The sequence below is a fragment of the Amycolatopsis sp. genome, assembly GCF_036008905.1.
Taxonomy (GTDB): Bacteria; Actinomycetota; Actinomycetes; order Mycobacteriales; family Pseudonocardiaceae; genus Amycolatopsis.
In genome coordinates, this window is the sequence record NZ_DASYMU010000014.1 from 40,515 (window position 1) to 60,198 (window position 19,684).

The window sequence follows — 19,684 nt, forward strand, 5'->3', positions numbered from 1 at the left end:
GAGTCGCCCGGGAGCCGCGCACTAGGGTGGAGACCGTTCGACACATCGTTGTGTCCAGCGCGGTGTCAATCACGCACAGTGGAGAGTTGCTCAATGAGCTCGACGGGAGTCTCGTCCCCGCCCGCAAAAGGCGTCGGCACCGAAAACGGTGGCAGCCAGCGGCGGTCAGCAAGCCCGGAACAGATCCGGGACGAGCTGATCGACGCCGCAGCCGCCCAGGCGCCGGAGATCGGCGACCTGATTCGCCTGTACTACCGGCATATTCCGGCTGAAGAAATCATCGGCGACGATCCGGTGGATCTCGTCGGCGCGGTGCGTTCGCACCAGCAGCTGGCCAAGCAGCGGGTGCCCGGACGGCCCGCGGTGCGGCTGCTCAACCCGACGACCGCCGAGGACGGCTGGACCCGTGAGGCCACCGTCGTGCAGCTCGTCACCGACGACATGCCGTACCTGGTCGACTCCGTCGCCGCCATGTTCGCCCGCGACGGCGTGCAGGTGCAGCGGATCGTCCACCCGATCGTGGTAGTGAGCCGGGATCTGACCGGTGAGCTGCGCGCGGTCTACCCCACGGCCGACGCCGCCGAGCCGCCAGAGGGTGCCGCGGCCGAGTCGTGGATGTACGTCGAGATCGACCTGATCACCGACCCGAACCGCGCCCGTGAGCTGGACACCCGGCTTTCCTCGGTGCTCGGGGACGTCCGCGAGGTCGTCGAAGACGCCGACAAGATGGGCGAGACCGCCTGCCAGCTCGCGGACCGCCTCGACGCCGACCCGCCCCAGCTGCCCGAGGACGAGGTCACCGAGGGTGCACGGCTCTTGCGCTGGCTCGCCAGCGGGCATTTCACCTTTCTGGGTTACCGCCGCTACGAACTGGTCGAGAACCCGCATCCCGACGCCGACGAGCCCGCCCTGCGCGCGGTTCTCGCGTCCGGCCTGGGTGTTCTCCGCCAGGACAGCCTCGCCGCCCGTAGCCTGACAGCGGGCCCGGACGCTGCTGCGAGCGCATTGGCGCCGACGCTGCTGGTGCTGACCCAGGCCAGCGCGCGGTCGACGGTCCACCGGCCGATCTACCCGTACTACGTCGGCGTGAAGACGTTCGACGAGTACGGTGTCGTCACCGGTGAGCACCGCTTTCTCGGCATGTTCACGACCACCGCGCTGCACGAGAACGTCCTCGACATCCCGGTGATCTCCGGCCGGGTCCGCGAGGTCATCCACCGCGCCGGGTTCCCGATGGAGTCCTTCTCCGGCCAGCGCATGCTCGAGGTGCTGCAGAACTGGCCGCGGTCGGACCTGTTCTCGGCGGATTCCGACTCGCTGTACACGACGACGACCGGCGCCATCGCGCTGTCGGACCGCCGCCGGCTCCGGCTGTTCCTGCGCCGCGACCCGTACGGCCGCTTCTACTCCTGCCTGGTGTTCCTGCCGCGGGATCGCTACACCACCCGCTCGCGGCTCGCGATGCAGGAAGTGCTGCTCGAAGAGCTCGAAGGCACCAATCTCGAGTACAGCGCGCGGATCGGCGAAACCGTCCTGGCGCAGGTGCACTTCGTCGTGCACACCGATCCGGCTCGCCGGATCGAGCCGGACACGCTGCACATCCAGGAGCGCCTGAACACCGCCGTCCGCAGCTGGGACGACTTCATGACCGAGGCGATCCTGGCCGAACGCCGCGAGCGGGCCGGTGACGGCGGCGCGGCACTCGGGGTCCTCGGCGAGGAGTCCGCCACCGAGCTGGGCCAGCGCTACACGTCGGTCTTCCCGGAGGGCTACAAAGAGGACTTCAGTGCGGCCGAAGCACTTGCCGACCTGCGGAAGCTGGACTCGTTGTCCGGTGACGGCGACCTGGCGATGTCGTTCTACGTGCCGGCCGACGCCGAACCGGGGGAGCGGCGCTTCAAGCTGTACCTCCTCGGCGAGGGTGTGACGCTGTCCAAGGTGCTGCCGATGCTGCAGAAGATGGGCGTCGAGGTCGTCGACGAGCGCCCGTACGAGCTGCGGCGGGAAGACGGCAGGAGGTCGTGGATCTATGACTTCGGCCTGCGCATCGAACAGCGGGTGCTCGACGGGATCGCCCAGGCTTCCGAGACCGATCTGCAGGTGCGGTTCCAGGACGCGTTCAGTGCCGCGTGGTCCGGGCTCGCCGAGGTCGACGGGTTCAACGCGCTCGTCCTGCGTGCCGGGCTGACCTGGCGTCAGGCCGTCATCCTGCGGGCGTACTCGCGCTACCTCCGCCAGGCGAAGAGCCCGTACTCGCAGGAGTACATCGAGAACGCCGTCCTCGCGCACACCGATATCGCCACCGCGCTGGTGCACCTGTTCGAGATCCGCTTCGACCCGGCTTGCCAGGAGGTCGAGCGGCTCGCGCGGGCCGAAACGCTCGTCACGGAGATCAGCGCGCTGATCGACGAGGTCACCAGCCTCGACGAGGACCGCATCCTGCGGCGCCTGCTCGCGGTGATCGGCGCGACCCTGCGCACGAATTACCACGTCACCGACCTCGACGGGAATCCCCGCCCGTACCTGGCGATCAAGCTCGACCCGGCCGCTGTGCCGGAGCTGCCGAAGCCCCGGCCGCGGTTCGAGGTCTTCGTGTACTCGCCACGGGTCGAAGGTGTCCACCTGCGGTTCGGCGAGGTCGCCCGAGGCGGGTTGCGCTGGTCGGACCGGCGTGAGGACTTCCGCACCGAGGTGCTCGGCCTGGTCAAGGCGCAGGCGGTGAAGAACGCCGTGATCGTGCCTGTCGGCGCGAAGGGCGGCTTCGTCGTGAAGCGGCCGCCGATACCCACAGGCGACGCCGGTCTCGATCGCGACGCGTCCCTGAAGGAAGGCATCGCCTGCTACCGGATGCTCATCTCCGGTCTGCTGGACCTGACCGACAACCGGGTCGAGGGCAAGACCGTGCCCGCGCCCAACGTCGTGTGTTACGACGAAGAGGACAGCTACCTCGTCGTCGCCGCGGACAAGGGCACCGCGACCTTCTCCGACATCGCGAACGAGGTCTCGGCGAGCTACGGCTTCTGGCTGGGTGACGCGTTCGCGTCGGGCGGTTCGGTCGGCTACGACCACAAGGCCATGGGCATCACCGCGAAGGGAGCGTGGGAGAGCGTCAAGCGCCACTTCCGCGAACTCGGCAAGGACACCCAGACCGAGGACTTCACCGTCGTCGGCATCGGCGACATGGCCGGGGACGTCTTCGGCAACGGGATGCTGCTCTCGGAGCACATCCGGCTCGTCGCGGCCTTCAACCACATGCACGTCTTCCTCGACCCGGACCCGGACGCGGCCTCGACGTTCGCCGAGCGCCGCCGCTTGTTCGATCTGCCGCGTTCGTCGTGGGACGACTACGACCGTTCGCTGATCAGCGAAGGCGGCGGGATCTACAAGCGCAGTGCGAAGACGATCCCGATCACCCCGCAGGTCCGGGCCGCCCTCGGCCTGCCCGAGGACGTCGTGAAGCTGGCGCCCGCGGATCTGCTGAACGCGATCCTCAAGGCGCCGGTCGAGCTGCTGTGGAACGGCGGCATCGGCACGTACGTCAAGGCGGAGCGGGAAAGCCACGCCGACGCCGGCGACAAGGCCAACGACTCGCTGCGCGTCAACGGCAAGGACCTGCGGGTCAAGGTCGTCGGTGAGGGCGGGAACCTGGGGCTCACCCAGCTCGGCCGGATCGAGTTCGCCCGGGGCGGCGGCAAGATCAACACCGACGCGCTGGACAACTCCGCCGGGGTCGACTGCTCCGACCACGAGGTCAACATCAAGATCCTGCTCGACCACCTGGTCAACGGCGGGAAACTCGAGCGGGAGAAGCGCAACGAGCTGCTCGAGGAGATGACCGACGAGGTCTCCGCGCTCGTGCTGGCGGACAACTACAAGCAGAACGCGGTGCTCGGCGTCAGCCGCGCGCACAACGGCCCGATGGTTTCGGTGCATCAGCGCCAGGTGGCCGCGCTCGAAAAGGCGGGCGCGTTCGAGCGCAAGCTCGAAGCGCTGCCCAGCACATCCGAGTTCAAAGCACTGGAGAAGGCGGGCGAAGGCCTCAGTTCGCCCGAGCTCGCGACGCTGATGGCGCACGTGAAACTGGAGCTCAAGGACAGGCTGGTGGCCACCGATCTCCCCGAGTCGGAGGTCTTCTCGCGCCTGCTGCCGTCGTACTTCCCGAAGCCGCTGCGTGAGCGGTTCGAGACGGCGATCTCCGAGCACCCGCTGGAGCGGCAGATCATCACCACACTGGTGGCGAACGAGGTCGTCGACGGCGCCGGTATCTCGTTCGTCTTCCGCCTGAGCGAAGAGATGAACGCGACCGCGAACGACGCCGTGCGGGCGTACGCCGTGGTCAGCAACGTCTACGACCTGCCGTCGCTGTGGGCCGAGATCTCCAAGCTCGACAACGTGGTCACCACGGAAGTCGCCGACACGATGATGCTGGAGACGCGCCGCCTGCTCGACAGGGCGGCCCGGTGGTTCCTGACCAACCGGCCGCAGCCGCTCGCCGCGCTGTCGGAGATCAACCGGTTCGGCTCGGTCGTCGCGGAGCTCGCGCCGAAGGTCGGCGACATGCTGCACGGCCGTGAGGCCGAGACCCTGCAGAACCAGATCGACGACTACGTGGCGAAGGGCGTGCCGCTGGAGCTGGCGCGCCGGATCGCGGTCCTGCTGCACACCTATGGCCTGCTCGACGTCACCGAGGTGGCGGAACTGGCCGAGCAGCAGATCGGCGTGGACGACGTGCACAGCCCGGAGGAGACGGCCGAGCTGTACTACGCGGTGTCGGACCACCTCAACGTGGACAAGATGCTGACCTCGATCAGCGCGCTCGAGCGGGGCAACCGCTGGCACGCGCTCGCCAGACTTTCGCTGCGTGACGACGTCTACGCGTCGCTGCGGGCGATCACCCTGGACGCGTTGCGGCACAGCGAGCCCAGCGATTCCGCGCAGGAGAAGATCGCGCAGTGGGAGAAGACGAACTCGTCGAGGCTGTCGAGGGCGCGCGTCGCGCTCGAAGAGATCGACAATTCCGGCCGGCTCGACCTCGCCACGCTTTCGGTCGCGGCGCGGCAGATCCGAAGCACGGTCAGGTAGCGCGTGGCTGACTACGTCTCGCTGGTCCGGCCGCGCTGGTCCGATCAGGACCTCTTCGGGCACGTCAACCACGCCAATATGGTGACGCTGCTCGAAGAGGCCCGCGTGCCGCTCCTGTTCGTCGACGGGCTCAAAGCCGGTCTCACCGAACTGGTGAAAGGGGTGGTAGTGGTACGTCTCACGGTGAACTACCACGCCCCGGTGCTCGCCGACGGACAGGACGTCCGGATCGCGATTTCCGTTACTCAGCTGAGGTTCGCGTCCTGCACCTTCTCCTACAAGGTCCACAGTGGACCGTCCGAACTGGACAAGGTGGCGGTGACGGCGGAGACAGTGCTGGCTCCTTACGACACGACCACCGGCCGGCCGCGTAGATTGAGTGGAGCCGAACGGGATTTCCTGCGGCAATTTGAACCAGCCGTAACGGGGGACTAAGGGTGTCTGAGCTCCGCATCGCCGACGAAGCGGACCGGGAAACGTTGGGTGCCTTCGTCGCCCGCGCCGTCCGCCTCGACGGTTCCACGTTCGTGCGGCTGCGCGAACGCCCGGGTGCCGGGATCGTCGAAGCCTGGACGTCGACGCCGTTCGAGGTGCTGGCGACCAGGGCGGTTCCCGGCAGCGTCACGCCGTCCGACATCACGGTGTCGGGTAACGAGCTGCTCGCGGCGCTGACCGTGGCCGGTGGTCCGAAGATGGATCCCGGCCCGGCGCGCGACATCATGTGGCACTCCGAGCTGCCGATGTCGAGCGGCTGGCAGCTCGTCGACGAACTGCCGGTGATCGTCGTCGCCGACCTCGCCGATCGCGGGGTCACGCTCGCGAAGGACAACGTCGGTCCGCACGGCACGCCACCGGCGTCGCTGATGGACCAGTCGGTGCTGACGGTGACCGGCGAGAGCATGGAGATCAAGGTCCAGCTGAGGTGTTTGTTCGCCTTGTCCGGTATGGGTTTCCTCGACTCGTCGATCGAGAACGACGTCGTCCGCGTGACGGCGAACGACTCGTGGCTGCGGCTCGACGCCCGGTACGGTGCGGTCCTCAAGCGACGGCACGCGCTGCTTCCGCTGCTCTTCTGAACACGAGCCCGGCGCGGAGGTGGCTTCCGGGCCGCCTCGGTGCCAGGCTGGGGTCATGACCGAGCGGGACAAGAAGCCTGACGACGATCCGACGGCGGATTTCCTGGCCGAGGTCCGGCCGGAGGAAACGCCGTGGCGGACCGAGCGGCCGCCCGTGCCGGAGGTCGAGGCCGGTCCGGCCGTCGCGGGCCCGCCGGAGAAGTGGCGCAAGACCAAGGCCGTCGGCCGCGTGGCCGGGCAGGCCGCGCCGTACGTGCAGGCCGCGGCCTTGATCGGCTGGTTGGCCACCGGATCCTTCGACGACGGTTTCGACGGCGGCGACAGTTCCGACGACGGTTAACAGGATGCCGTGGCGAGAACGGCGGACAGAATGGTCAACAGTTATAGTTAACCGGGCGGGCAATCAATACTTGGCGCTCAATGCCCGCATCCGCTCGATTTCGGCGCTCTGACCGGTGATGACCTCCTGGGCGAGCTCCTGCGCCTTGGTCTCGACGCCGCCCGAAAGCTGCGCTTCGGCCATCGTCAGCGCGCCCTGGTGGTGGGCGATCATCAGCTTCAGGAACATCTTCTCGAATTCGGCTCCGGTGGCCGCGCGCAATTGGTTGAGCTGCTCCGCGGTCGCCATTCCCGGCATCGAAGCGTGCTCGGCCGCGCTGTGCCCGCCGTGCTCCCCGTGTCCCGAAGGGTCGTTGCCGGGCACCGGTTTCCCGTACTTCGTGAGCCAGGTGCCCATCAGTTTGACCTCGGCGTCCTGGCTGACCGCGATTCGCTCGGCGATCGCGCGGACCTGCTCGTCGGCGGCCTTCTCGGCGACCAGTTGAGTCATCACCGCGGCCTGCTGGTGGTGCGGGATCATCATCGTCATGTAGTCGACGTCGGCGCTGTTCGGTGTCTCTTTTGTCCTATTTGGATCAACCTGGTCCGGCCGGACGACGTCACCGGTTTCCCCGGGCCTGCCAGGCAGCACGACGGGTGCTTCGAGGGCGGGGGACTCGGCGGGCGGACTCGAGCAGCCGGCCGCCGCCAGCGCGACGATCATGAGCGCGGCCATGCTGGTTCGCATCTTGAAACCCTCCTAAGGTTGCTACCGACACTAGGTCAAAGGTTGGATAATCGGATAGTAAAGTTGTGTCGAGAGGAGATCCACATCGTGTGGAAGCCCCGCAGTAGCCGTTTGCCTCGGATCTTCGCCACGGCGGTCGCCGTCGTCGGCCTCGCCGCGTCCAGTGCCCTCGCCGCCCCGGCGGTGATCGCCCAGCCCGCGCAGAACGATATCCCTGGCGTGGACGAGATCGTGCACAGCCCGAACCTCCGCCAGATCGCCAACCTGCCCAATGTCGCGCCGGTGGACGCTACCGGAACCGACATCGCCTTCACCAAGGGTCACGCGATCGTCGGTAACTACAACGGTTTCGTCATCTACGACGTCCGGGTCCCGTACAAGCCCAAGGTCGTCAGCCGGATCCTCTGCCCTGGTTCGCAGAACGACGTCTCGATCTCCGGAGACCTTCTGTTCGTGTCGACGGACTCGTCGCGCAGTGACGACTCCTGCTCCAGCGTCGCGCAGCCGGCGTCGGTGAAGGAGTCCTGGGAAGGCATCAAGGTCTTCGACATCTCCAACCTCGCGAAGCCGAAGTACGTCTCGTCGGTCGAGACGGCCTGTGGCTCGCACACCCACACGATGGTGCCGGACAAGAACCGCGACGCGGTCCTCCTGTACGTCTCCTCGTACTCCCCGGCCGCCAACCTGCCGGACTGCCAGCCCCCGCACGACAAGATCTCGATCGTGAAGGTCCCGATCAAGCACCCGGAGCAGGCCGCCGTCGTCGCGACGCCGGTCCTGTTCCCGGACGGCGGCAACGTCGGTGGCCCGAACCCGGACGGCACCAACCGCTCGGCGACGACCGGCTGTCACGACCTCACGACCTACGTCGAGAAGGACATCATGGCCGGTGCCTGCATGGGTGACGGCGTGCTGTTCGACATCTCCAACCGGCTGGCGCCGCGCGTCATCGACCGTGTCCAGGACAACGTGAACTTCGCGTTCTGGCACAGCGCCACCTTCAACAACAACGGCACGAAGGTGATCTTCACCGACGAGCTCGGCGGCGGCGGTCTCGCCACCTGCAACACGAAGTTCGGCCCGACCCGTGGTGCCGACGGCATCTACGACCTCACCGGCCGCGGCGACAACCGGAAGCTCGAGTTCCAGAGCTACTTCAAGATCCCGCGGATGCAGGCCGACAGCGAAAACTGCGTCGCCCACAACGGCTCGCTCGTGCCGGTGGCGGGTCGCGACATCATGGTGCAGTCCTGGTACCAGGGTGGCATCTCGGTGTGGGACTTCACCGACTCCAAGCACCCCAAGGAGATCGGCTTCTGGGAGCGCGGTCCGCTGCCCGCGAACGGCGGTGGCGGCACCTGGTCGGCGTACTACTACAACGGCTACATCTACTCGTCCGACCTGGTCAAGGGCTTCGACGTCCTCGACCTGACGGACTGGCGGACGCTGCCCGCGAAGCAGGTGCGGTTCAACGAGTTCAACGTGCAGTCGCAGCCGAAGTACGGCTGGTTCTGAGGATCTCCGCTTAGCTGAACCAACAACGCTATGAAGGGTCCCTTCCTCTCGTTTCTTGAGAGGAAGGGACCCTTCATAGCGTTTGGGGCTAAATCCGGTCACGCAGCTCGGTCCGGTGCTATGAACGGACCGTTCCTAGCGTCTCGTGCAAGGAACGGTCCGTTCATAGCACTCGATCCCGCTGGCCACGAGATGTCGACATCTCGTGATACCCGCGTCCGCAAGTACCGCCATCTGTCGACAGATCGCGCCCGTCACCGCGAAGGCGTTTGGGGCCCTGGAGCGGGTCAGGCACGACCTAGCCAGGCGGCGGAGTCGGGTGGGAGCTTGCCGTCGACGAGTGGCTCACTGGAGAGCAGGACTTCGCCAGGGGGCAACGGGATCGGCGACGCCGACGTGTTCAGCGCGCAGATGAGGCCACCGGTCTTGCGGCGGAAGGCGAAGCAGCCCGCGGGAGCGCCGTACCACTCGATCTCGTCGCCGCGGAACGCCGGATGGTCCTTCCGGATCTCCAGCGCGTGCCGGTAGAGCGACAGCGTCGACGCCTCGTCCTCGAGTTGCGCCGCGACGGTCAACGCGGCCCAGTCTCGGGGCATCGGCAGCCAGGTGTGCGGGGTGCGGGAGAACGCGAACGGTGCTTCCGTTCCCTCCCAAGGGATCGGCACCCGCGCGCCGTCGCGGCCGTGCTCGGCGCCGCTGATGCGGGCGCGCGGATCCGTGAGCGCTTCGGGCGGGAGGTCGACGTCGGGCAGGCCCAGTTCCTCGCCGTTGTACAGGTACACCGCGCCGGGCAGGCCCAGTTCGACGATCGCCATCGCGCGGGCCCGCCGCACGCCCTGCGCGCCGCCGCCGTAGCGGGTGACCTGGCGCCGGACGTCGTGGTTCGACAGTGTCCACGTGGCGGGCGCGCCCGCGGCCAGCGGGACGGCGAGCGAACGATCGATGGCGGTGCGCAGGGCGTCGGCGTCGAAATGTGCCAGCACCAAACGGAAGTTGAACGCCAGGTGCAGCTCGTCCCGGCGGAGGTAGCGCGCCAGCCGTTCTTCGTCGGTCACCCAGATCTCGCCGACGGTCATCGTCTGCGGGTACTCGTCGAGCACCTTGCGGATCATCTGGTGGATCTCGTGCACGCCGTCGTTGTCGAACCGCGGGTCGTAGAAATCGCCGCTGTGCATCGCCGTGACGCGCGGATCCATGTCGGGCAAGCCCGGCGGTTTCGCCATGCCGTGCGCGACGTCGATGCGGAAGCCGTCGACGCCCCTGTCGAGCCAGAACCTCAGCGTGCGCTCGAGATCGGCGGCGACCTCGGGGTTGAGCCAGTTCAGATCCGGTTGCTGCGGCGCGAAAAGGTGCAGGTACCACTGGCCGTCGGGCACGCGCGTCCACGCTGGTCCGCCGAAGACGCTGACCCAGTTGTTCGGCGGTTCCTCGCCGTTCGGGCCCTTGCCCTCCCGGAAGACGTAGCGCTCGCGTTCCCGGCTGCCCGCGGGCGCGGCCATCGCGGACTTGAACCAGGCGTGGGTGTTGCTGGTGTGGTTGGGGACCAGGTCGATGGTCACCTTGATGTCGCGCGCGTGCGCTTCCTCCACCAGCGCGTCGAAATCGCCAAGGTTGCCGTAGATCGGGTCGACCTCACGCGGGTCCGCGATGTCGTAGCCGTGGTCGGCCATGGGGGAGCGGTAGAATGGCGTCAGCCAGAGAGCGTCGACGCCTAGCAACTCCAGGTAACCGAGGCGGCTGCGGATCCCTTCCAGGTCGCCCACCCCGTCGCCGTCGGCGTCGGCGAAGGAGCGGACATAGATCTGGTAGAAGACGGCGTCATGCCACCACTGGGAACCGGGAGCCTCCGTGCGCCGGTTCTCGGACGCCCTGCGCACCGGCCTCACTCAAAACTGTTCATCATGCTGTGTGCGGCCATCTCGAGGTAGTTCCACAGTTGCTGCCGGTGCGGCTCGGCCACACCGACCTCGTCGATGGCGATCTCCATCGCCCGAAGCCACGCGTCCCGCTCGATCGGGCCGACCTTGAACGGCGCGTGCCGCATTCGCAGCCGCGGGTGCCCGCGCTGGTCGGAGTAGGTGTGCGGACCGCCCCAGTACTGCATGAGGAACAGCCGGAACCGCTCCTCGGCCGGGCCGAGGTCCGCCTCCGGGTAGAGCGGCCGGAGGATTTCGTCTCCGGCCACTTCCACGTAGAAGCGCGCGACGATCTTGCGGAACGTCGGTTCGCCGCCGACGGCGTCGTAGAAGCTCTGTGGCTCTTCGGGTCCGCTCACGTCTGACACATCTCCATTTTGCCCCCTCGGGGCTACTTCCCGGCGGGCGGCGTCGAAAGGTACCGGCCCATCGGGGGTTCGAAGCCCGCTTCTTCGAGCGCTGTCATGATCTTGGCGCGCAGCGCGCGCTGCACCGTCCACTGCTTGCCCGGCCGCACCTTCGCCGTCAACCGCAGCTGGATGCCTTCCGGCGTAACGCTTTCCACGCCGAGGACCTCCGGCGGCTCCAGCATGAGGCCGGCCAGTTCCTCGCTCTCGGCGGCAGCCGAAGCGGCTTCCGCGAGCAGTGCGGTGGCCCTGTCGACGTCGGCGCTGTAGCTCAGCGGGAAGTCGATGACGGCGACCGCGAAGCCCTGGCTCGAGTTTCCGACGCGCAGCACTTCACCGTTGCGCATGTACCAGACGGTGCCCTTGACGTCACGCAAAGTCGTGATCCGGAGGCCGACGGCTTCGACCGTTCCCGTGGCGCCGCCGAGGTCCACGACGTCGCCGACGCCGTACTGGTCTTCGAGCATCATGAAGATCCCGGACAGGAAGTCCCGCACCAGGTTCTGCGCGCCGAAACCGATCGCGACCCCGACCACCCCCGCCGAGGCGATGATCGGCCCGAGGTTGAGTCCCAGTTCGCCGAGGATCAGCACGAAGGCGAGTCCGTAGATGAGGAACGTGCTCATCGACTTCAGCACGGACCCGATCGTGGTGGCGCGCTGGCGGCGCCGCTCCACGACGGCGTTGCCGAGCACGTCCGGGGCGCGGTCCCGCAGGGGCCGCAGCAGCGCCGGGATCTTGCCGCCGTTGCCGCGGGGGATCGTCGTGAGCCGGTCGATGACGCGCTTCGCGAGGTACCGCATGATGAACGCGACCAGCAGGATCAGCAGGATCTGGACGGGCTTTTCGATCAGCCACGCCGCCGATCCGGCGAGCCACTCGCTGCCGGTCCAGCTGAAGATCTGCGCGCACCACGAGCCCGCGTCCTTGATACAGGCAGGCGGTTCGGTGAGCTGCGGAATCACGGGGTGAAGCCTTCCTCTGCGTATCGGTTTCGGGTGGGTTCGGGCGGCGTTAAGTGACCTTCATGTGACACGTCTTCCAACACACGTGCGCTTTGGGGCAGATCTATGGTCGACTATGGATGTATTGGTGGAGGTGGTCGAGTGCCAGACCGACAACCCATCCCCCTCGGCGTCCCCGGCCAAGCCGTGGTCGGGCAGTCGTCGGAGGTCGTTCTGTGTGCCCATTCGAGTGGGCCCGGATCGCGGCCAGGGGGTGTAACCCGCCCGCCCGGACAGCGTAGAGGGCGGGACCCGGCGACCGGAGCCGCACCCTCCTGGGGGCGGCGAAGGGTGCTGCTGCTCAACGCCACATTCGAGCCACTGACGGCCCTGCCTTTGAGGCGCGCTGTGGTGCTCGTCATGTGTGGTAAGGCCGTGGTCGTCCACGGCGATCCGGCGGGCCTGACGCTGCATGCGGCGACGGTCTCGCTACCGGTGCCTTCGGTGATCCGGCTCAGTAGTTACGTCCGGGTCCCGTATCGCGCCCAGGTGCCGCTCACGCGGGCCGGGCTGATGCATCGGGACCGGTTCAGGTGCGCCTACTGCGGAGGGCGGGCCGAGACCATCGACCATGTCCAGCCGCGAAGCCGTGGCGGACCTCACACGTGGCAGAACTGCGTGGCCTGTTGCGCGAAGTGCAATCATCGCAAGGCCGATCATCTGCTCTCGGAGCTGGGCTGGCGGCTGCGGGTGGTGCCGCGCGCGCCACACGGGCCGCATTGGCGGCTTCTGGCGCATTCGATCGAGGCCGACCCGCTATGGCAGCCGTATCTGGGCGTGCCAGCCGCTTGAGGGCTGTTTTTTCGGCGCCCCGGCCGGTCGACGGCCGGGGCGGGCCGATGGAGCTTCCGGTTAACGCGGTGGTTCAGGACTGTTCTTACGGTGCTGTCGAGTGTCAGGCGGCGAGTTCGTACGCGCTCTGGCAGGTGACACGGGTGCCCATCGTGACCCTGGTCCCCATCGTGACTCGGGTGCCCCTGGTGACGCGCGTGCCCATCGTGACCCTCGTGCCCATGGTGACTCGGGTTCCCATGGTGACGCGGGTGCCCGCGGTGACCCGTGTACCCCGGGTGACGCGCGTGCCCATCGTGACGCGGGTGCCACGGGTAACCCGTGTTCCCCTTGTGACGCGCGTCCCATTCGTCACGCGTGTACCTCGGGTGACCCGGGTTCCGGCGGTGACACGTGTACCGCGAGTAACCCGTGTTCCCCGAGTAACCCGTGTGCCCGCCGTCACACGGGTGCCGGGCTCGATCGGGGCCTCGCTAAGTGACGCAACGTGTTCGGTGTTCGCCTGAGTGGGTGCTTGGAAGCTCTGCATGGCGTGTCCTCCTGAGACCGGTGCGTTACTTTTGGGGAAGGGGCGCTGGGCGCAAGGCCCGTACAGGTGAAAAAGCTACGAGGATTTCACCGGACAGACAAGGCAATCTCGTCGGGTGCGGCCGCCCGTACGTTGAGTTGCAACCTTTCGCGCCATCGGCTTCGGCCCAAAGTGGGAGTCTCAGCGCGGCAAGCGGCGGACGGCGGGTTTCGCGCGGCGAATGGACACTGATCCGACAGGCCGAGTGGTTGGCACGAACGGAGTAGGAATCACCCCGCCATGGGGCCGAGGTCGGCGGGTGGGCCGAACGGCGATCGGATACGCTGCCGCCGTGAACCTTGTCGAGACGATTCTGGTCTTCGCGGTGATCCCTTTGGCCATTTACGGCGCGGTCGGTCTGTCCACGCTGAGGTCGAAATTCGCTGGTACGCCTAGGTACCGGTCGGGACAGCCGTGGGAGCACCCGCCGATGTGGTGGAGCGCCAATCCTGATGGAGTCGGCGCCGGCCATGTTGTTACGAGCGGGCACACCGGCGCGGACAGCGCCGCGCCGTCCGGTACCTCTGCCCGAGGAGGCGCTAGTGGCAACTGGTGACACCACGCACGGCACGACGTCGTCGACCGACGTGGCCCTGCGCGAGAACGAGTCCGAATACGGAGTCGCCGTTACGGCCTCCGGTCGGCGCTCGGTAGCCAAGATGTACGAACCTGATAGGCCGAATGGCCCCTTTGGGGCGGTTCAGCTTGCCAGGCTCGACGAGGCGCTGACGCTGGCGAGCCGGGAAACCGGCCTCGACTACAGCGTGTACCTCGGTGAACTCGGCGAGGACAGCCGGGCGACCGCGGAGAAGCTGCACGAGTCGATCGGTGAAGGCGCGACCAACGCCGTCCTGGTCGCGGTTTCCCCGGGGGAGCGGCGCATCGAGATCGTCACCGGTGCGCAGGCCTTCGAGCGGCTGCCCGATCGCGGTGCCAAGCTGGCCGTGGCGAGCATGGTCGCGTCCTTCAAGGAAGGCGACCTCGTCGGGGGCCTGGTGAACGCGCTGCGGATGCTCTCCGACCAGGCGGGCCCGGCCCCCAAACACTGATTCCCGCACTCCCTGAAGTGCCACCATGGCCACCTTGGTCGCGTTCAACGCGACCAAGGTGGCCATGGTGGTTTTTGTGCCGTGAAGTCTTGCGCGCGAGAGGCCGCCATCTGTCGACAGATGGCGGCCTTCGGGCGTCAGGATTTGTGTGAGTCGAACTCCCTTGCCGCCAGGGCCCGGAGGATGCCCGCACGGCCTTCGGAGACGAGTCGCAGGAGCGCGGCCGGTTCCCCGCCGCTCAGCCAGGCGTCGGCCGCTTCGACGGTGGCCGGCTCGACGGCCCACGACGGGAACAGCCCCACGATGGTCGGCTGGGCGCGCTCGCTGGAACGCCTCTGCCAGACCTCGTCGATGACCTCGAAGTACTTGGTCACGTAGTCGCCGAGCAGCGCCTTCTGACCCGGGTGGGAGAACCCGGAGATGAGCGCGTCGCTCACCGCGTTGGGCAGCTCGTCGTCGTACACCGCGCGCTGCCAAGCGTCGGCCTTGGCCTCGGCCGTCGGACGCAGGGCGTGCGAACGCTCGGCGTGACGACGGCCGGCCGCGGTGTTGTCCCGCTTGAGCTCGGCGTCGATCTCGGTTTCCCCGGCCTTGCCGTGCGCGACCAGCGAGTGCAGCAGCCGCCAGCGCAGGTCGGTGTCGACCGTCAGGCCCTCGAGCGGGGCCGAACCGTCGAACCAGCCCTTGACGACCGCGGCCGTCTCGTCGTCGAGCACCGAACCCGCGAGCGAGTTGACGAACGACAGCTGGTGGTCGGAACCGGCCTCGGCACCGCGGGCCAGCTCCAGCAGGCGGGCGCTGAACGCCGGCCAGCCCTGGGTCTTGGCCCACTCCTGCTCGGCGTACGAGTTCAGTGCCGTCTGTGCCTGCAGCAGCAGCCGCTGGACGACGCCGACCTCGGTCTCCGCGTGGATTCCCCGCGCGACCAGTGTGACGAAGTCGCGGGCTTTGAGCTCGGCTTCCCGCGTCATCTCCCACGCCGCGGACCAGCACAGCGTCCGGGGCAGCGAGTCGGTGATGTCGCCGATCCGGTCGATGAGCGTCGTGAGCGACGCCGGGTCGAGCCGCATCGTGCAGTACGTCAGGTCGTCGTCGTTGACGAGCACGAGCTTGCCCGCCGAGACGCCGACGAGCTCGGGGACCTCGGTGCGCTCGCCGGAGACGTCCAGCTCGATCCGCTGCGTGCGGACGAGCTTGCCGTCGCTGTCGTCGTCGTAGACGCCGACAGCGACGCGGTGCGTGCGCAGCTCACCGGCGCCCGGCTTCGCGCCGCTCTGCACGACGGCGAACGAGGTGAACTTGCCGGCGTCGTCGAGCTGGTAGCGCGGGCTGAGCGAGTTGAGGCCGGTCGTCTCCAGCCACTGCGCGCTCCACCACGACAGGTCGCGGCCGGACGCCTCTTCCAGCGCCGACAGCAGGTCCGCCAGCGTCGCGTTGCCCCAGGCGTGCTTGCCGAAGTACACCTTCAGGCCGTCGAGGAAGTGATCGAGGCCGACGTAGGCGACGAGCTGCTTCAGGACACTGGCGCCCTTGGCGTACGTGATGCCGTCGAAGTTCACCTCGACCGCGTGCAGGTCCACGATGTCCGCGGCGATCGGGTGCGTCGACGGGAGCTGATCCTGCCGGTACGCCCAAGACTTCTCGATGTTCGCGAAGCTGGTCCACGCGTTCTTGTACTCGGTCGCCTCGGCCTGCGCGAGCACACTGGCGAAGGTCGCGAACGACTCGTTCAGCCAGAGGTCGTCCCACCAGCGCATGGTGACGAGGTCGCCGAACCACATGTGCGCCATCTCGTGGAGCAGCGTCTCGGCGCGGCGCTCGTACGAGTAGCGGGTGACGCGGCTCCGGAAGACGTAGTCCTCCAGGAAGGTGACGGCGCCGGCGTTCTCCATCGCGCCCGCGTTGAACTCCGGCACGAACAGCTGGTCGTACTTCGAGAACGGGTACGGCGTGCCGAACTTCTGGTGGTAGAAACCGAATCCCTGCTTGGTTTCGGTGAACAGGCGCTCGGCGTCCATGTGCTCGGCGAGCGAGGAGCGGCAGTAGATGCCCAGCGGGATCGTGCGGTGCTCGTCGCTGAACTCGTCGTGCCATTCCGAGTACGGACCGGCGATCAGCGCGACGAGGTAGGTCGAGATCCGCTCGGACTCCTTGAACACCGTGCGGACAGCGCCCTCAGGGGTTTCCTCCGCGGACTCCACCTGTGCGTTGGAGATGATCTTCCAGTCCTTCGGCGCGGTCACCGCGAGGCGGTACACCGACTTCAGGTCCGGCTGGTCGAAACAGGCGAACATCCGCTTGGCGTCGGCGGTTTCGAACTGGGTGTACAGGTACACGCTTTCGTCGACCGGGTCGATGAAGCGGTGCAGACCCTCACCGGTGTTCATGTAGCGGCAGTCCGCGTGCACGACGAGTTCGTTGGCCTCGGCCAGCGCGGGCAGTTCGATGCCCTTGTCCTCGACGTACGCCGAGACGTCCACGGCGGTGCCGTTGAGGTCGGCCGAGCGGACCGCTTCCGCCACGATGTCGATCCACGTCCGCTCACCGGCGGTCTTGCTCGAGAAACGGACCTTGGTGGTCGACTCGAAGGTCTTCGCGCCGGGACCACCGCGACCGTCTGTCAGATCGAGCTCGATTTCGTAGGACTCGACGTCCAGCAGAGCGGCGCGCTGCTTGGCTTGGTCGCGGGTCAGGTTCGGGGCGGGCACGGGCACCTCTGGTTACTGGTATCGGTTGTCGGTTGTAACTAATCTTTGCATCCAATCATGCTGCGGTATCGGCTGACGACGGGGAACAAGCGCGATCTCGTGGCTGTTGCTCCAATCGGGGTGCGCCCCCGAAGTTTGTCGCGTCTTCAGCCAGCAGGGAGTGTTCGATGACCACCGCTTCAGACACCGTGAAGGTCGATTTCTATTTTGACCCGGTTTGTCCGTTCGCCTGGATCACCTCGCGATGGATTCTCGAGGTCGAGAAGCAGCGTGACCTTGACCTGAACTTCCGGGTGATGAGCCTGTCCGTGCTCAACAGTGGCCGTGAAGGGCTGCCCGAGGAGTACAAAGAGCTTCTGGAGAAGGGCTGGGGTCCCGTCCGTGTCGCCATCGCGCTCGCGCAGCTCAAGGGCGAGGCGGTGCTGCGCGACTTCTACACCGAGTACGGCACCCGCTGGCACAACCAGGGCAACAAGGACTTCGACGTGGTGATCAAGGAGGCACTGGAGGCCGTCGGCGCGCCGGCCGAGCTGGCTGAGGCCGCGACGTCGACGGAGTACGACGAGGCGCTCCTGAAGAGCCACCACGAAGGCATGGACCCGGTCGGCATGGATGTCGGCACGCCGACCCTGCACATCGACGGCGTCGCGTTCTTCGGCCCGGTGCTGAGCTCCATCCCGAAGGGCGAGGACGCGCTGAAGGTGTTCGACGGCGCCCGGTTGCTCGCGAGCTACCCGGACTTCTACGAACTGAAGCGCACCCGATCGGGTGACCTCAACTTCGAGTGACGCGGTAAGGCGCTATGAACGGACCGTTCCTGGCGAAAAACGCCAGGAACGGTCCGTTCATAGCATCTTGGGTCACATGGAGGAGCCCTCGGCGACCAGGGGCTCCAGCAGAAGGCCTTCGTTCATCCGCATCATGACGCGCATGGCCATGTCGTTGGCGAAGAGCGCGAGCACGGCGCCGTCGTCGCGGATGAGTACCTCGCTCTGCCGTCCACCGTCCACAATGGACCGCTGAGCCGGGTCGACGAGCCGCCGGACTGTGCTGTACGGCAACGGTTCCAGTCGCGCGGCCGACTTGAACTCCACGGCGAGCCGGTGCGCGGCGACCTCGAACTGCATCGGGCCGACAGCGGCGAGCACGGGCACCCCGTCACCGCGGCGGTCCGAGCGCAGCAGCTGCACGACACCTTCCGCGCCGAGCTGCTCGATGCCCTTACGGAAATGCTTGACCCGGCTGAGGTCCTTCGGCCACGCGACGGTGAAGTGCGACGGCGCGAAGCTCGGCAGGCCGGGGAACTTCACTGTCGGCTTGCCGTCGTAGAGCGTGTCGCCGACGCGCAGCGCCGAGGCGTTGATCAGCCCGACGACGTCGCCGGGGTATGCGGTGTCCACAGTGGACCGTTGCTGGCCGAAGACCTGCTGCGCGTACTTGGTCGCGAACGGCTTGTTGGTGGTCGCGTTGGTGACCACCATGCCGCGCTCGAACGTCCCGGAGCAGACCCGCGCGAACGCGACCTGATCACGGTGCGCCGCGTCCATGCCCGTCTGCACCTTGAACACGAAGGCCGAGAACGGCGCTTCGAGCGGACGTGGCTTCTCCTCCGCGTCGAGCCGTGGCTCGGGCTGCGGCGCCAGCTTGGTGAGCAGGTCGAGCAGGTGCCGGACGCCGAAGTTCGTCACGGCCGCGCCGAAGAGGACCGGCGTCGCCGTCGCGTTGTGGTACTTCTCGAGGTCGAACTCGCCGCCGGACTCGGCCAGCAGCTCGGACTCCTCGTAGGCGCGGACCCAGTCCTCGCCCTCTTCTTGTTCGGCCTGCTCGGGCGTGAAGCGGATCTCGGGGGCGGCCGTCGCGCCACCGGCGGTGCGCTGGAAGCGGACGAAGTTGCCGTCCTCGCGGTCCAGCACGCCGCGGAAGTGCCCGGCGTCACCGACCGGCCAGGTCAGCGGCATCGGCTGCAGCCCGATCCGGTTCTGCAGCTCCTCACAGAGCTCGAGTGCGTCACGGCCCGGGCGGTCCCACTTGTTGATGAAGGTGATCACCGGGATGCCGCGATACCGGCAGACGTCGAACAGCTTCAGCGTCTGTGGCTCCAGGCCCTTGGCCGCGTCGAGGAGCATCACCGCGGAGTCGACGGCGGAGAGCACGCGATAGGTGTCCTCCGAGAAGTCCGCGTGACCGGGGGTGTCGACGAGGTTGATCACCGCGTCGCCGTAGGAGAACTGCAGCGCCGCCGAGGTGATGGAGATCCCTCGGGCCTGCTCCATCTCCATCCAGTCGGACACCACGCCCTGGCGGTTCGCCTTGCCGTGCACCGCGCCCGCCGACGAGATCGCCCTGGCGTGCAGCGCCAGCGCCTCTGTCAGGGTGGACTTCCCGGCGTCGGGGTGGCTGATCACGGCGAAAGTGCGTCGGCGGGAGGCTTCGCGGATCACTTCGGACGTCGCCACGCCCAGGGTGCTGTCTGCAGTCATGGTCCCTTAAACGTACTTCTT

At 67.4% G+C, this 19,684-nt stretch carries 16 protein-coding genes; 9 read left to right on the forward strand and 7 right to left on the reverse strand.

Translation table 11 applies throughout. The features are described from left to right. Window positions 1-93 precede the first annotated feature (93 nt). From VGP60_RS02535 to VGP60_RS02550, 4 genes are read left to right on the forward strand one after another with little or no spacing between them, the layout of a single operon-like run. Window positions 94-5,082, forward strand: a complete 4,989-nt coding sequence (locus VGP60_RS02535; protein ID WP_327546178.1) for an NAD-glutamate dehydrogenase — start codon at window positions 94-96, stop codon at window positions 5,080-5,082. Window positions 5,083-5,085: 3 nt separating this feature from the next. Next, the gene (locus tag VGP60_RS02540; protein WP_327546179.1) at window positions 5,086-5,517 is read left to right on the forward strand and encodes a thioesterase family protein; all 432 of its coding nucleotides are present in this window, start codon (window positions 5,086-5,088) and stop codon (window positions 5,515-5,517) included. A 2-nt stretch (window positions 5,518-5,519) separates the two neighbouring features. Continuing rightward, window positions 5,520-6,158: a hypothetical protein gene (locus VGP60_RS02545; RefSeq protein ID WP_327546180.1), complete on the forward strand. Its 639-nt coding sequence runs from the start codon at window positions 5,520-5,522 to the stop codon at window positions 6,156-6,158. A 55-nt stretch (window positions 6,159-6,213) separates the two neighbouring features. Continuing rightward, window positions 6,214-6,498, forward strand: coding sequence for a hypothetical protein (locus VGP60_RS02550; RefSeq protein ID WP_327546181.1), 285 nt, complete (start codon window positions 6,214-6,216; stop codon window positions 6,496-6,498). A 63-nt stretch (window positions 6,499-6,561) separates the two neighbouring features. Here the strand turns inward: VGP60_RS02550 and VGP60_RS02555 are convergent, their stop codons facing one another. Further along, window positions 6,562-7,224 carry a DUF305 domain-containing protein gene (locus VGP60_RS02555; protein ID WP_327546182.1) on the reverse strand — a complete coding sequence of 221 codons (663 nt, stop codon included), beginning with the start codon at window positions 7,222-7,224 and terminating at the stop codon, window positions 6,562-6,564. Between the two features lie 111 nt (window positions 7,225-7,335). On the opposite strand from VGP60_RS02555, the gene VGP60_RS02560 reads away from it, so the two are divergent. Continuing rightward, a complete protein-coding gene (locus tag VGP60_RS02560) occupies window positions 7,336-8,739 on the forward strand; it encodes an LVIVD repeat-containing protein (RefSeq protein WP_414640278.1) in 1,404 nt (467 codons plus the stop codon). A gap of 287 nt (window positions 8,740-9,026) precedes the next feature. Here VGP60_RS02560 and VGP60_RS02565 read toward each other — a convergent pair whose 3' ends face one another. From VGP60_RS02565 to VGP60_RS02575, 3 genes are read right to left on the reverse strand one after another with little or no spacing between them, the layout of a single operon-like run. After that, window positions 9,027-10,616, reverse strand: a complete 1,590-nt coding sequence (locus VGP60_RS02565; protein WP_327546184.1) for a glycoside hydrolase family 13 protein — start codon at window positions 10,614-10,616, stop codon at window positions 9,027-9,029. A gap of 5 nt (window positions 10,617-10,621) precedes the next feature. Beyond that, window positions 10,622-11,023: a globin gene (locus VGP60_RS02570; RefSeq protein WP_414640276.1), complete on the reverse strand. Its 402-nt coding sequence runs from the start codon at window positions 11,021-11,023 to the stop codon at window positions 10,622-10,624. Window positions 11,024-11,046: 23 nt separating this feature from the next. Continuing rightward, entirely contained in the window at window positions 11,047-12,027 is a 981-nt protein-coding gene (locus VGP60_RS02575) for a mechanosensitive ion channel family protein (protein ID WP_327546186.1), read from the reverse strand. 330 nt (window positions 12,028-12,357) lie between these two features. Here VGP60_RS02575 and VGP60_RS02580 point away from each other — a divergent pair, with 330 nt between their 5' ends. Then, complete coding sequence (locus VGP60_RS02580; protein ID WP_327546187.1) at window positions 12,358-12,858, forward strand: HNH endonuclease; 501 nt, start codon at window positions 12,358-12,360, stop codon at window positions 12,856-12,858. 103 nt (window positions 12,859-12,961) lie between these two features. Here the strand turns inward: VGP60_RS02580 and VGP60_RS02585 are convergent, their stop codons facing one another. Beyond that, a complete protein-coding gene (locus VGP60_RS02585; RefSeq protein WP_327546188.1) occupies window positions 12,962-13,153 on the reverse strand; it encodes a hypothetical protein in 192 nt (63 codons plus the stop codon). Between the two features lie 565 nt (window positions 13,154-13,718). Between VGP60_RS02585 and VGP60_RS02590 the strand changes: the two genes are divergently transcribed. Continuing rightward, window positions 13,719-13,982: a hypothetical protein gene (locus tag VGP60_RS02590; protein WP_327546189.1), complete on the forward strand. Its 264-nt coding sequence runs from the start codon at window positions 13,719-13,721 to the stop codon at window positions 13,980-13,982. Continuing rightward, window positions 13,969-14,475, forward strand: a complete 507-nt coding sequence (locus VGP60_RS02595; protein WP_414640277.1) for a DUF5130 family protein — start codon at window positions 13,969-13,971, stop codon at window positions 14,473-14,475. The genes VGP60_RS02590 and VGP60_RS02595 overlap by 14 nt, the downstream gene beginning before the upstream one ends. Window positions 14,476-14,612: 137 nt before the next feature. Here the strand turns inward: VGP60_RS02595 and pepN are convergent, their stop codons facing one another. Then, a complete protein-coding gene (pepN, locus tag VGP60_RS02600) occupies window positions 14,613-17,183 on the reverse strand; it encodes an aminopeptidase N (protein ID WP_327546190.1) in 2,571 nt (856 codons plus the stop codon). A 167-nt stretch (window positions 17,184-17,350) separates the two neighbouring features. Here pepN and VGP60_RS02605 point away from each other — a divergent pair, with 167 nt between their 5' ends. Continuing rightward, the gene (locus tag VGP60_RS02605; protein ID WP_327546191.1) at window positions 17,351-17,971 is read left to right on the forward strand and encodes a DsbA family protein; all 621 of its coding nucleotides are present in this window, start codon (window positions 17,351-17,353) and stop codon (window positions 17,969-17,971) included. 72 nt (window positions 17,972-18,043) lie between these two features. Here the strand turns inward: VGP60_RS02605 and VGP60_RS02610 are convergent, their stop codons facing one another. Further along, a complete protein-coding gene (locus VGP60_RS02610) occupies window positions 18,044-19,663 on the reverse strand; it encodes a peptide chain release factor 3 (protein WP_327546192.1) in 1,620 nt (539 codons plus the stop codon). Window positions 19,664-19,684: the final 21 nt, after the last annotated feature.